13 protein-coding genes are annotated in these 13,327 nt (G+C 66.4%); 12 read left to right on the top strand and 1 reads right to left on the bottom strand.

Going from position 1 to position 13,327, the window contains the following annotated elements; all coding sequences use genetic code 11:
- The first annotated feature begins 3 nt into the window (after positions 1-3).
- From rnr to E6C48_RS13780, 10 genes are all read left to right on the top strand, one after another.
- Entirely contained in the window at positions 4-2,298 is a 2,295-nt protein-coding gene (gene rnr, locus E6C48_RS13825) for a ribonuclease R (protein WP_136358135.1), read from the top strand.
- 2 nt (positions 2,299-2,300) lie between these two features.
- Positions 2,301-2,753 (top strand): DUF983 domain-containing protein, encoded by a 453-nt coding sequence (locus E6C48_RS13820; protein ID WP_136358133.1) that lies wholly within the window; start codon positions 2,301-2,303, stop codon positions 2,751-2,753.
- A 72-nt stretch (positions 2,754-2,825) separates the two neighbouring features.
- On the top strand, positions 2,826-3,563 hold the full coding sequence (locus E6C48_RS13815) for an NUDIX hydrolase (protein WP_136358131.1): 738 nt from the start codon (positions 2,826-2,828) through the stop codon (positions 3,561-3,563).
- A 27-nt stretch (positions 3,564-3,590) separates the two neighbouring features.
- On the top strand, positions 3,591-4,775 hold the full coding sequence (locus tag E6C48_RS13810) for an MFS transporter (protein ID WP_136358129.1): 1,185 nt from the start codon (positions 3,591-3,593) through the stop codon (positions 4,773-4,775).
- A gap of 276 nt (positions 4,776-5,051) precedes the next feature.
- Positions 5,052-5,528, top strand: a complete 477-nt coding sequence (rpsF, locus tag E6C48_RS13805; protein ID WP_136358127.1) for a 30S ribosomal protein S6 — start codon at positions 5,052-5,054, stop codon at positions 5,526-5,528.
- Positions 5,528-5,776, top strand: a complete 249-nt coding sequence (gene rpsR, locus E6C48_RS13800) for a 30S ribosomal protein S18 (protein WP_056108312.1) — start codon at positions 5,528-5,530, stop codon at positions 5,774-5,776. Before rpsF ends, rpsR begins: the two co-directional genes overlap by 1 nt.
- Before the next feature lie 197 nt (positions 5,777-5,973).
- Positions 5,974-6,555: a 50S ribosomal protein L9 gene (gene rplI, locus E6C48_RS13795; RefSeq protein ID WP_136358125.1), complete on the top strand. Its 582-nt coding sequence runs from the start codon at positions 5,974-5,976 to the stop codon at positions 6,553-6,555.
- A 225-nt stretch (positions 6,556-6,780) separates the two neighbouring features.
- Positions 6,781-8,121 carry an SAM-dependent methyltransferase gene (locus E6C48_RS13790; RefSeq protein ID WP_136358123.1) on the top strand — a complete coding sequence of 447 codons (1,341 nt, stop codon included), beginning with the start codon at positions 6,781-6,783 and terminating at the stop codon, positions 8,119-8,121.
- A gap of 94 nt (positions 8,122-8,215) precedes the next feature.
- Complete coding sequence (locus tag E6C48_RS13785; RefSeq protein WP_136358121.1) at positions 8,216-8,539, top strand: YnfA family protein; 324 nt, start codon at positions 8,216-8,218, stop codon at positions 8,537-8,539.
- A 3-nt stretch (positions 8,540-8,542) separates the two neighbouring features.
- On the top strand, positions 8,543-9,502 hold the full coding sequence (locus E6C48_RS13780; protein WP_136358119.1) for a small ribosomal subunit Rsm22 family protein: 960 nt from the start codon (positions 8,543-8,545) through the stop codon (positions 9,500-9,502).
- 21 nt (positions 9,503-9,523) lie between these two features.
- Here the strand turns inward: E6C48_RS13780 and E6C48_RS13775 are convergent, their stop codons facing one another.
- Positions 9,524-10,129, bottom strand: coding sequence for a DUF1579 family protein (locus E6C48_RS13775; RefSeq protein ID WP_136358117.1), 606 nt, complete (start codon positions 10,127-10,129; stop codon positions 9,524-9,526).
- 281 nt (positions 10,130-10,410) lie between these two features.
- Here E6C48_RS13775 and E6C48_RS13770 point away from each other — a divergent pair, with 281 nt between their 5' ends.
- Both E6C48_RS13770 and radA read left to right on the top strand, forming a co-directional pair.
- Positions 10,411-11,907 carry a replicative DNA helicase gene (locus E6C48_RS13770; protein WP_136358115.1) on the top strand — a complete coding sequence of 499 codons (1,497 nt, stop codon included), beginning with the start codon at positions 10,411-10,413 and terminating at the stop codon, positions 11,905-11,907.
- Positions 11,908-11,911: 4 nt separating this feature from the next.
- Complete coding sequence (gene radA, locus E6C48_RS13765) at positions 11,912-13,327, top strand: DNA repair protein RadA (RefSeq protein WP_136358113.1); 1,416 nt, start codon at positions 11,912-11,914, stop codon at positions 13,325-13,327.

The raw sequence follows: 13,327 nt of genomic DNA, 5'->3' as shown, positions 1-13,327 counted from the left end.
GGCTTGGCACGCAGGATCTCCGGACGGCACCACGGCGATCCGCGCGCTACCGATACCCGTCGCGGCAAGGACGCCTACCGCCCCTCGCGCGACGAGGTCCTGCGCTACATCGCGGAAAACCCGGACCGCTCCGGCAAGCGCGAGATCGCCAAGGCGTTCGCGTTGCGCGGCGACGATCGCATCTGGTTGAAGGACATGCTGCGCGACCTCGCCGACGAGGGGCTTTTGGAAAAGAGCCGGAAGCGCCACATCCGCCCCGGCGCGCTGCCGCACGTCACCGTGCTCGAAATCTTCGGCCGCGACGGCGAAGGCGGCCTTCTGGCGCGGCCGATCGACTATCAGGGCGATCAGCCGCCGACGGTCGCGCTGCGCTCGTCGCGCGGCAATGGCGGCCCTGCCCCCGGCATCGGCGACCGCGTGCTGGCCAAAACCTTCCCGACCGACGACGAGAGCGGGCCGGCCTATACGGGGCGGGTGATGAAGCTGTTCGAGAAGCGCTCGGAAGCCGTACTCGGCATCTTCCGCGTTCTGAAGGACGGCACGTTCCGCATCGAGCCGGTGGAGCGCCGGCAACCCGAACTGATCGTCGACAAGGAATTCCAGAACGGCGCGAAGAACGGCGACCTCGTCGAGGTCGAGCCGTCGAAGGCCGGGCGCTACGGCTTGCCGAAGGCCAAGGTGCTTTCGGTGCTGGGTTCGCTGACCAGCGAGAAGGCGGTCTCGATGATCGCCATCCACGCCCACGACATCCCGCATCTATTCCCGCCGGATGTGCTGGCGGAAGCAGAGGCGCTGAAGCCGGTCACGCTGGAGAAGCGCGAAGACTGGCGCGACCTGCCGCTGGTCACCATCGATCCGGCCGACGCCAAGGACCATGACGACGCGGTGTTCGCCGTGCCCGACACCGACGAGAACAACGTCGGCGGTGTGGTGGTGACGGTCGCCATCGCCGACGTCGCCGCTTATGTGCGGCCCGGCACGCCACTCGACCGCGAGGCGCTGAAGCGCGGCAATTCGGTCTATTTTCCCGACCGCGTCGTGCCGATGCTGCCGGAGCGCATCTCGAACAACCTGTGCTCTCTGCGCGAGGGCGAGGACAAGCCGGCAATCGCCGTGCGCATGACGTTTTCTGCGGAAGGCCGCAAAATCCGCCATTCCTTCCATCGCGTCATGATGAAGTCGGCCGCCAAGCTCGCCTACCCCCAGGCGCAGGCGGCCATCGACGGCGTGCTCGACGACAAGACCGGGCCGATCCTAGACACGGTGCTGAAGCCACTGTGGGACGCCTACGCCGTGCTGAAGCGCGGCCGCGACGCGCGCCAGCCGCTGGAACTCGACCTGCCGGAACGGAAAATCCTGCTCAAGGAAGACGGCACCGTCGACCGCGTGGTGGTGCCGGAACGGCTCGACGCCCACAAGCTGATCGAAGAATTCATGATCCAGGCCAATGTCGCGGCGGCCGAGACACTGGAGGGCAGGAAGCAGGCGCTGATCTATCGCATCCACGACGCGCCGTCGCTGGCCAAGCAGGAATCGCTGCGCGAATTCCTGCAGACGCTGAGCCTGTCGCTGGCGCGCGGCGCGCAGATGCGGCCGGCCCAGTTCAACAGCATATTGGAGCGGGTACGCGGCGCCGACAACGAGGCGCTGGTCAATGAAGTGGTGCTGCGCTCGCAAAGCCAGGCCGAATACTCGCCGGCCAATATCGGCCATTTCGGCCTGAACCTGCGCCGCTACGCGCATTTCACCTCGCCCATCCGCCGCTATGCCGACCTGATCGTGCATCGCGCGCTGATCGCCTCCCTCGGCCTCGGCGCCGGCGGATTGACGCGCGAGGAGGAAGCGCGGCTGGAGGAAACGGCGGTGCTGATTTCGGCGACGGAACGCCGCGCCATGGCGGCGGAGCGCGAGACGGTTGACCGGCTGATCGCCGCGTATCTCGCCGAGCGCGTCGACGAGCGCTTCGACGCCCGCATCTCCGGCGTCACCAAGGCCGGGCTGTTTGTCACATTGCCGCAGTTCGGCGCGGATGGCTTTATTCCGGTGTCATCCCTGGGTGGCGACTACTATATCTACGATGAAACAGCGCGATCGCTGTTCGGCGAACGCAGCGGGAAAGGCTACCAGCTTGCGGACCGTGTCGAGGTCCGTCTCGTGGAAGTGGCGCCGATGGCCGGCGCGATGCGCTTCGAGATGCTGACGGAGCCCAAGCCCCTGCCCGGCTCGCGGCGGTCGTTCCACAAGGCAAAGGGCCGCGCCCGGGCTTCACAAGGGCGCTCGCGCGGCAGGAGACGATAACGATGGCAACGAACGCAGGCATGGAAGCGCAGGTTTTCGGCGGCGAGAACCATTCCGGACGGCCGGCCCGGCCGATCTGGGAGGCGATGAAGCGCGGCTTTTTCGGCCGCTGCCCGCATTGCGGCGAGGGCAAGCTGTTCCGCGCCTTCGTCAAGACGGTCGACAAGTGCGCCGTGTGCGGCGAGGACATCTCCCACCACCGCGCCGACGACCTGCCGGCCTATCTGGTCATCGTCATCGTCGGCCATGTCGTGCTCGGCGGCTTCATGGCGGTCGAGATGACCTCCAATTGGGCGATGTGGCAGCATCTCGCCGTCTGGGCGCCGTTGACGGTGCTGCTTTCGCTGGCGCTGCTGCAACCGGTCAAGGGCGCGGTCGTGGGCCTGCAATGGGCCTGCTACATGCACGGCTTCGGCGGCGAAAAAGACGAGTTCGAAACGCATCCGGAGCTGTAGGTGGCCATTGGTGCAATGGCCCGCAGGCATTCGCCCCTTTCCCGGCCGGCGACTTTCGGCTAGGTCGAACGCATGCACGGAATGAGCAAGGCGGAAGTGGACGCGGTCGAACGCATCGCATTGGGCGCGGGTCCCAAGCGGCCGCGCGATGCCGCCACCCTGATCCTGCTCGACGGCGAAGGCAGCGCGGCCCGCGTGCTGATGGGGCGGCGCCACATGCGCCACGCCTTCATGCCGGGGAAATTCGTGTTTCCCGGCGGCCGCACCGACCCGGCCGACAGCCGAATCCCGGCGGCGACGCCGCTGCCCCCCGAAGAAGAGGCGCGGCTGACGGCGCGCGCCGGAAAAGTGGGCGCGGCGCGGGCGCGGGCCATCGCGCTGTCCGCCATCCGCGAAACCTATGAGGAAGCCGGCCTGCTCATCGGCCGGCGGGCTCCGTTCAGCACCGCGAAGCGCGACTGGCAGGGTTTTGCCGAGCATGGCGTCGCTCCTTCGCTGGAAGCGATGCGCTTCATCGCCCGTGCGATCACGCCGCCCGGCCGGGTGCGCCGCTTCGACACCCGCTTCCTCGCCGCATGGCGCAGCGACGTCGCGGTGGAATTGCCTCAGGGCGGGCCGACGAACGAATTGGAGGAACTCGTCTGGCTGCCGCTCGCGGAGGCCCGGCAGGCCGATATTCCGGCGATCACCCGCACGATCCTGGAAGAACTGGAGCGGCGGCTCGCCTTCGATCCGCTGCTCAAGCCCGGCGGCGGCGAGGTGCCGTTCTACCGGATGATCGGCAAGCGGTTCATCCGCGAAGTTCTCTAGTCAGTCAGTTCAGCATCAGGGTCTTTCATGACGGTCGCAACCGAGCCTCAGGACGCAGAACGCGTGCGCTGGCTGTCGATCATCGCGGCCATCTCCTCGATCAGCGTGGTGGGCATCGCCATCGGGCTCGGCATGCCGCTTCTGTCCGTCATCCTGGAATCGCGCGGCCATTCGGCCTCGATGATCGGGCTCAACACGGCCGTGGCCGGCATCGCCTCGATCGCCGGCGCGCCGCTGGCGACGCCGCTCGCCTCGCGCATAGGTGTCGCCTGGGCCATGCTTCTCATGATCGCGGCCGGGGCGGTCGCCTTCGTCGGCTTCCATTTCGCGCCGGCGTTCTGGATGTGGTTTCCGCTGCGCGTGCTCCTGCATGTGTCGCTGACCATCCTCTTCATCCTGTCCGAGTTCTGGATCAGCACCTCGGCACCGCCGTCGCGGCGCGGGCTGGTGCTCGGCGTCTACGCCACCGTGCTTTCGCTTGGCTTCGCCGCGGGCCCGTGGCTGTTCGCCCATCTCGGCAGCACCGGCTTCCTGCCCTTCGGCGTGACGGTGGCGCTGGTGGCGGTGGCGGCCGTGCCGGTTCTGGCCGCCCGCAACGAGAGCCCGCCGATCCGCGCCGAAGGCGAGGAAACCAGCGGTTTCCTGCATTATATCTGGCTGGTGCCCACGGCGACGGCGGCCGTGCTTGTCTTCGGCGCCGTTGAAACGGGCGGCTTCGCGCTGTTTCCCGTCTACGGCAACCGCATCGGCTATTCGGAAGCGGACGCGGCACTGCTTTTGACCATGATCGGCCTCGGCAATGTGCTGCTGCAGATTCCCATCGGCATGATCTCCGACAGGGTCGGCGACCGCCGCTACCTCCTGCTCCTGTGCGCCTTCGTCGGCCTCGTCGGCACCGTCTTCATGCCGCTGTTCGCGCAGAACTGGCACCTGATGGCGACGCTGCTGTTCGTCTGGGGCGGCGTCGTCGCGGCGATGTACACGGTGGGGCTCGCCCATCTAGGCTCGCAGCTTTCGGGCCACGAGCTCGCCTCGGCCAACGCCGCCTTCGTGCTGTGCTACGGGGTCGGCATGGTGCTCGGCCCGCAGGCCATCGGCATCGGCATGGACATCGCCGGGCCTTCCGGTTTCGGCTGGTCGCTGGCGCTGTTCTTCGGCGCCTATATGGTGCTGGCGATCGGGCGGCTGGCGCTGCGCAAGCGCAAGACTTGATCCGCAGGCTTGCGTTGCGGCCAAAATCCTGTATACGCAGCCGCAATCTGCCGGTCCCGACTGGGGGCTGAACGGAGGGCCGAGGGCCGTTTTCCCTGAAAACAAAGCTTTCGTCGTGGAGCCACAAGGCTTCCGCCTCCCGTGTCTCCGCTCTCGACCGTCTCGTCATGCTCCTTTCTTCTCCTGAGGCGGCCACAGGCCCTCGAAGGATCAGAGAAGTTGCAGAGGCTTTAGCCGCCGGGAACCGGGAGAGAAACGAAGAAAGGCAAAAGAACTATGGCTCTTTACGAACATGTGTTCCTTGCCCGGCAGGATCTGTCGCAGCAGCAGGTCGATGAGCTCGTTGAACGTTTCAAGGGCATCGTCACCGCTGGCGGCGGCTCGGTCGGCCGGGTCGAGAACTGGGGACTGAAGTCCCTCACCTACCGGATCAAGAAGAACCGGAAGGCCTACTACACGCTGATGGACCTGACCTGCCCGCCGGCGGCGCTTGCCGAGCTGGAGCGTCAGCAGGGCATCTCCGAAGACGTGCTGCGCTTCATGAGCATCAAGGTCGACAAGCACGAGGACGGCGTTTCGGCGATGATGCAGAAGCGCGAGGAGCGCTCGGATCGAGGCGACCGCGGTTTCGGCGATCGCGGTCCGCGCTCGTTCGGCGACCGTGACAGAGGCGACCGCGGGGGCGACCGTGGCGGTGATCGCGGCGACCGTGGTCCGCGTCCGGCGCGCAGCTTTGAAGGGAGCGCAGAATAATGGTCGACATCAACCAGATCCCGACCCGGCGTCCGTTCCATCGCCGCCGCAAGACCTGCCCGTTCTCCGGCGCCAACGCGCCGCGCATCGACTACAAGGACGTGCGTCTGCTGCAGCGCTACATTTCCGAACGCGGCAAGATCGTGCCCTCGCGCATCACCGCCGTCAGCCAGAAGAAGCAGCGTGAACTCGCCCAGGCGATCAAGCGCGCCCGCTTCCTCGGCCTGCTGCCCTACGTGGTTCGCTAAATAACGACGCGGGCGGTTCGCCGCCCGCTCTCCTTTCCGGGTTCGGCCCGGTCAGGCGCATGAAAATCCGAGTTGGGACGGTTTGCCGTCCCTAACTGCCCGAACGGGCAGGACAGCGACCCCGGCGAAACCGCCGCTTCAGCTTCCTGTCCTTGAGATTCTGATTCAACCGCTTGCGGTTCTGAAAGGACAAGATCATGGAAGTCATTCTTCTCGAACGCATTTCCCGCCTCGGCCAGATGGGTGAGACCGTCAAGGTCAAGGACGGCTTCGCCCGCAACTTCCTGCTGCCGAAGGGCAAGGCGCTGCGCGCCAACGAAGCCAACAAGAAGAAGTTCGAAGGCCAGCGCGCGCAGCTTGAGGCCCGCAACCTGGAGCGCAAGAGCGAGGCCCAGACTGTCGCCGACCAGCTCGACGGCAAGAGCTTCATCATCGTGCGCTCGGCCGGCGAGACCGGCCAGCTCTACGGTTCGGTTTCGACCCGCGACATCGCCGACATCCTGACCGCCGACGGCTTCAGCGTCGCCCGCAACCAGGTCGAGCTGAACCACCCGATCAAGACCATCGGCCTGACCAACGTGGCGATCGCGCTGCATCCGGAGGTCGAGGTGACGGTGACGCTCAACATCGCCCGTTCCGCCGACGAGGCCGAGCGCCAGGCGCAGGGCGAAACGCTGACCACCGCCGAAGCCATCTACGGCGACGACATCAACGACGCCGCCCGGCCGGAGAACTTCTTCGACCCGAACGCCGAGTTCGAGGGCGGCGAAGAGGAATAAGGCCGTAGGGGATAAGGGAATAGGGCGATAGGGGAATATGTATTCCCTATTCCCATACTCCCCTATTCCCCCATTCCCTTCTGTTCACATGTGAACATCTGGACCAAGAACCGGGCCTTCGTGCCCGGTTTTTTTGTGATCATGGAACTTTTCAAGCCCTGAGGTTTTGAGGCAGGATTGTGGCAGCGGGGCTGTCACATTGCCTTTTCTCGCGAGGGCGCGGTCATGAACCTGTTTTTGCAACGTATCGTCGAGCGCACCGTGCGCATCGGCAACCTTTCGATCACCGGCCCGAGCGGCACCACCCGGCACTTCGGCGACGGCGACGGTGAGAAGGTCCATCTCGTCATCCATACGCATCAGGCAGAGCGGGCGATCATGCTGCATCCCTCGCTGGCGCTGCCGGAGATGTACATGGAACAGCAGATCGATTTCGCCGAAGGCGACGTGCTGTCCTTCCTGCACCTGATCTATCGCAACATCGGCATTTCCTGGATCGATTCGGGCTGGGGGAAGCTGCTCAATACGATGCGCCTCAAGGCGCGGCCGCTGCAGCAGTGGAACACCGAACGGCGCTCGAAGCGCAATGTCGAGCGCCACTACGACCTGTCGGGCGAGCTCTACAAACTGTTCCTCGACGACGATATGCAGTACTCCTGCGCCTATTACGAGCGTCCCGACATGACGCTGGAAGAGGCGCAACTCGCCAAGAAGCGCCACATCGCCGCCAAGCTGAAGATCAAGCCGGGCCAGACGGTGCTCGATATCGGTTCCGGCTGGGGCGGGCTCGGGCTCTACATCGCCCGCACCTTCGAGACCGACGTGCTCGGCGTCACGCTGTCCACCGAACAGCACCAGGTTTCGACCGACCGCGCCCATGCTGAAGGTCTCGAAAGCAGCGTGCATTTCGAACTGCGCGATTATCGCGACCTGACCGAGCGTTTCGACCGCATCGTCTCGGTCGGCATGTTCGAGCATGTCGGCGTCAACCACTACAAGACCTACTTCGACAAGTGCGCCCAGTTGCTCAAGCCCGACGGCGTGATGCTGCTGCACACGATCGGCCGGGTCGGGCCGCCGACCACGACCAACGCCTTCATCCGCAAGCACATCTTCCCCGGCGGCTACATTCCCGCGCTGTCGGAAGTGATGCCGCATATCGAGCGCTCGGGCCTGATGGTGACGGACGTCGAGATACTCAGGCTCCACTATGCCGAGACGCTGAAGGCCTGGCGCGAGCGCTTCATGGCGAAGCGCGAGCAGGTGAAGGCGATCTACGACGAACGCTTCTGCCGCATGTGGGAGTTCTATCTCGCCGGCTCCGAGGCCTCGTTCCGCTGGCAGGACCTGGTGAATTTCCAGATCCAGCTCACCCGCCGCAACGACGTGCTGCCGATGACGCGCGACTATATCGGCAAGTGCGAGAAGGCCATCGCCCTGCACGAGATGGGCCACAGCACGGTCGAGCCCGCCGCGACACCGCCCGAAAAGGCGGCACCCGCGGCGAAGGCCGGCGCCAAGGCATCGGGAAAGCCCCGCCGCCGCAAGGTGACCGGCAAGGACTGAGGCCCGCGCTCGGCGCCGCAGCGGCGGCCCCGCATGGACACTTGCCTTTACCTGCCGGGAGACGAATAAGGGACCGTCATACCGGCAGGGTTTCATGGCCTATCTTCTCTACATCGCGGCGGCGGTTGCCGAAATCGCCGGCTGCTTCTCGTTCTGGGCATGGTGGCGGCTGGGCAAATCGGCCGCCTGGCTGGTGCCGGGAACGCTGTCGCTGCTGGCCTTCGCCTGGCTGCTGGCGCTGACGCCGGCGGACGCCGCCGGCCGCTCCTATGCGACCTATGGCGGCATCTACATCGCCGCCTCGCTGGCCTGGCTGTGGCTGGCCGAAGGCGTGCGGCCGGACCGCTGGGACGTGATCGGCGCCGCCGTCTGCATTGCCGGAGCCTCGATCATCCTTCTGGCGCCACGCGGAGCCTGACCCGTGGAACTGCCGGCACTGCTCAGGCAAGGCGTGGACGCGATGCTGGAGGGCACGCCGCTTACCGCGCTGAGGACTGCCGGCAAGGCGCTGTCGGACCGTTACCGCGCGGAAGTGCGCGACGGACGCCTGCACATGGCGGACGACCTCGCCGTGAAAGCCTATCTGGCGCAACGGTTGCCGGCGACCTACGCCGCCGTGCGCGCGGCGATCGAGGCGCTGGAAACCGCCCGCCCGGATTTTTCGCCACAAACCCTGCTCGATGTCGGCGCCGGTCCCGGAACCATGCTATGGGCCGCCGCCGATGCGTGGCCGGCGCTCGGCCATGCCGTGCTACTGGAAGCCAGCGCCCCGGTGCGGACGGCAGGCCAATCGCTTGCCGCCGCCCTGCCCGTCCGCTGCGACTGGCTTTCCGGCGACGCGACGCTTTTTCCGACCGGCATCCAGCCGGCGGACCTCGTCGCAATCGCCTATGTGCTCGACGAACTGCCGCCGCCCGCCCTGCCGAAACTGGTCGAGCGGTTGTGGGCGCTGACCGCCGACACGCTGCTCATCGTCGAACCCGGCACGCCGGCCGGCTGGCGGCGCATGCTGGAATCGCGCGCGCAGCTGATCGCCGCCGGCGCGCATATCCTGGCGCCCTGCCCTCACCACGAGCCCTGCCCGCTCGCCGCACCCGACTGGTGCCATTTCTCGCGTCGCGTGGCGCGCTCGCGCCTGCATCGGCTCGCCAAGGACGCGGACGTTCCGTGGGAGGACGAGAAGTTCATCTATCTCGCCGCATCGCGCCAACCCGCCCCTGAGCACGGTTCGCGCGTGCTGGCACCGCCGAAAACCGGCTCCGGCAAGGTGACGCTGAAACTGTGCCAACCGGACGGCAACGCCACCGAGCGGCTGTTCACCAAGCGCGACGGCGCTGCCTTTAAGACGGCCCGGCGCGCCGATTGGGGCGACGCGCTGTAGAACAGCGACGCCGCTCCACGATCAATGGCGGCGGGTGTATTCGTAGCGCACGAACAGCCAGCTCTTGCCCGTTCCGTCGGCCATCAGGACATGCTGTTCCTTCAGCGCGTGGTCCGCGTCCGGGCTGGAGATCGCCATGTCGGAAACCATGAAACGGCCTTCGACCTCCGGCCCGAAGCCGACAAAACCCTGCGGGGTGAAGTGGACGTCGATCCTGCCGTGCTCAGCAGGACCGAAACTCGCTGCCGGCATGATGCTGACCGGAAAGCGGGTATCCATCGACACGTATTTCCAGCGGCCCTCGACGCGGTCGAAATCGAGATAATCCAGCCGCGTGAAGGCCGGCGTCTGCGAGCCCGGCCCCGGATGCATCGTCTCCTGCAGGATGGAGCCGATCATCTTGCGCTCGGCGACGATGCCGCGGCTGACGATCGGCTGGGCGCCCGGCGCCGGCCAGATGCTGGCGACCACGTCCCAGGTGCCCGTCTGTTTCTCCAACGATTGCCGTTCTGGCCCCGCTTCCGACATGCGTTGCGCGGCGGTCGGCTCGGCGGCCCGGACGGGCACCAAGCCGAACGCGGCGAGCATAGCGATAGAGACAAAGGCGGCGATGCTATTCCTGTTCATATGAGGGCTCCCGGTTGAAGCCCCGCCCGACCGTAACTTGGAAGCCGCGATCCGGGTGGTCAACCCACCGCATATGTTCTTGATATGTTCCTTAAAATCGCTAGGATTGCCAAAAATTCGAGTCAACAGGAATCCGGCTACGGGAATTCAGTCCTGTGGACGGCGCGGGCATCCTGTGGATCACGGGAAAGTTCGTCGGTTGAATCGGCGGTGATGCACCCAGGTCAGCGCGCAACGGCCATTGTTCTGATACCGACAGGCGGGATCGAATCGGGGATATCATGGCGGAAGCGGCAAGAAAGTTCGGCACGGTGGCGGCGGAGACGCCGCTCTATCGCGAGGCGCCGAACAACATCGAGGCCGAGCAGGCGCTGCTCGGCGCTATGCTGGTCAACAACGACGCCTTCTACCGCGTCTCTGACTTCCTCAAGGCGAGCCATTTCTACGAGCCGCTGCACAGAAAAATCTTCGAGGTTTCGGCCGAGCTGATCCGCATGGGCAAGATGGCCAATCCGGTGACGATCAAGACCTTCCTGCCGGCCGACGAGAAGGTCGGCGACATGACGGTGGCGCAGTATCTCGCCCGCCTTGCCGCCGAGGCCGTCACCGTCATCAACGCCGCCGACTACGGCCGCGCCATCTACGACCTCGCCACGCGGCGCGCGCTGATCACCGTCGGCGAGGACATGGTCAACATCGCCTACGACGCGCCGGTCGATATGGCGCCGCGCGAGCAGATCGAGGACGCCGAGCGGCGGCTGTTCGAACTGGCCGAGACAGGCCGCTACGACGGCGGCTTCGAGAGCTTCACCGATGCCGTCAAGACCGCCGTCGACATGGCCAACGCCGCCTATATGCGCGACGGCCACCTGTCGGGCATCGCCACCGGCCTGCGCGACCTCGACGCGCGCATGGGCGGCCTGCAGCCGTCCGACCTGATCGTGCTCGCCGGCCGTCCAGGCATGGGCAAGACCTCGCTCGCCACCAACATCGCCTTCAACATCGCCGAGGCCTATGTGCCCGCCCAGCAGGCGGACGGCACCTTCAAGGCGGCGAACGGCGGCGTCGTCGGCTTCTTCTCGCTGGAAATGTCGTCGGAGCAGCTTGCCACCCGCATCATCTCCGAACAGACGGAAATCCCCTCCTCCAAGATCAGGCGCGGCGAGATCTCCGAGCACGACTTCGAGAAGCTGGTGGCCTGCTCGCAGACCATGCAGAAGCTGCCGCTCTACATCGACCAGACCGGCGGCATCTCGATCGCCCAGCTGGCGGCGCGCGCCCGGCGACTGAAGCGCCAGCGCGGGCTCGACGTCATCGTCATCGACTATATCCAGCTGATGACCGGCTCGTCCAAGCGCGCGAGCGAGAATCGCGTGCAGGAAATCACCGAGATCACCACCGGCCTGAAGGCGCTGGCCAAGGAGCTGTCGACGCCGATCATAGCGTTGTCGCAGCTGTCGCGTCAGGTGGAAAGCCGCGACGACAAGCGCCCGCAGCTCTCGGACCTGCGCGAATCGGGCTCCATCGAGCAGGACGCCGATGTGGTGATCTTCGTCTACCGCGAGGAATATTACCTGAAGAACAAGGAGCCCAAGCTCGGCACCGAAGAGCACATCAAGTGGGAAACCGACATGAACGAGGCGCGCGGCAAGGCCGAGGTCATCGTCGCCAAGCAGCGTCACGGCCCGACGGGCACGGTCGGCCTCGCTTTCCAAGGCGAGTTCACCCGCTTCTCCGATCTCGCCGACGACAGCCACCTGCCGGAGCGGTTCGAGTAGTCCGTTGGCCAAGTCCCGTACCCAGTTCATCTGCCAGGCCTGCGGCAACGTCTCCTCGCGCTGGGCAGGCAAGTGCGAGGCCTGCGGCGAGTGGAACACGCTGGTCGAGGAAGGCACGGCCGGCGGCATAGGCTCCGGTCCGGGGGCGCTGAAAAGTTCGCGCAAGGCCCGCGCCGTGGCACTCACCTCGCTCGACGGCGACATCGAGGACGCGCCGCGCATCGCGTCGGGCATCGGCGAGCTCGACCGGGCCACCGGCGGCGGTTTCGTGCGCGGTTCGGCGCTGCTGGTCGGCGGCGACCCTGGCATCGGCAAATCGACCCTGCTCACCCAGGCGGCGGCGGCGCTGGCCCGTCAGGGCCACCGCATCGTCTACGTTTCGGGCGAAGAGGCCGTCGCCCAGATCAGGCTGCGCGCGCAGAGATTGGGCGCTGCCGCGTCTCCGGTCGAACTGGCGGCCGAGACCAATGTCGAGGACATATTGGCCACTATCGGCGAGGGCCGGCGCCCGGACCTCGTCATCCTCGATTCGATCCAGACGCTGTGGACCGACCTCGCCGATTCGGCGCCGGGCACCGTCACGCAGGTGCGCGCCGCGGCCCAGGCGATGATCCGCTATGCCAAATCGACAGGTGCTGCCGTCGTTCTGGTCGGGCACGTCACCAAGGAAGGCCAGATCGCCGGCCCGCGCGTGGTCGAGCACATGGTCGACGGCGTGCTCTATTTCGAGGGCGAAGGCGGCCACCACTACCGCATCCTGCGCACAGTGAAGAACCGATTCGGGCCGACCGACGAGATCGGCGTCTTCGAGATGTCCGACAAGGGCCTGCGCGAGGTGGCCAATCCCTCGGAACTGTTCCTCGGCGAGCGCCACGCCAAGGCGCCCGGTGCGGCCGTCTTCGCCGGCATGGAAGGCACGCGGCCGGTGCTGGTGGAAATACAGGCGCTCGTCGCCCCCTCCCCGCTCGGCACGCCGCGCCGGGCCGTGGTCGGCTGGGACAGCGCGCGGCTGGCGATGATCCTCGCCGTGCTGGAGGCCCATTGCGGCGTGCGGTTTTCCCAGCACGACGTCTACCTGAACGTCGCCGGCGGCTACCGCATCTCCGAGCCGGCGGCGGACCTGGCAGTAGCGGCGGCGCTGGTGTCGTCGCTCACCGGGCTTGCCCTGCCCGCCGATTGCGTCTATTTCGGCGAAATCAGCCTTTCGGGCGCCGTGAGGCCGGTTGCGCATGCGCAGCAGAGGCTCAAGGAGGCCGAAAAGCTGGGTTTTGGAAGCGCGGTCCTGCCCGTGGGAAGTGCCAAGGGCGGCGAGGAAATAGCCGGGGGAATAGGGGCCGGCGCTTTTCGACCGACCGAGCTTGCCGATCTTGTGGCGCGCATCGCCGGCTCCCGCCGCAGCCGCGACACCGGTGACGACTGA

Source organism: Ollibium composti (assembly GCF_004801285.1).
Taxonomy (GTDB): Bacteria; Pseudomonadota; Alphaproteobacteria; order Rhizobiales; family Rhizobiaceae; genus Mesorhizobium; species Mesorhizobium composti.
Note: the sequence above shows the minus strand (reverse complement) of the source record. Positions and strands in the feature narration are given on the sequence as shown.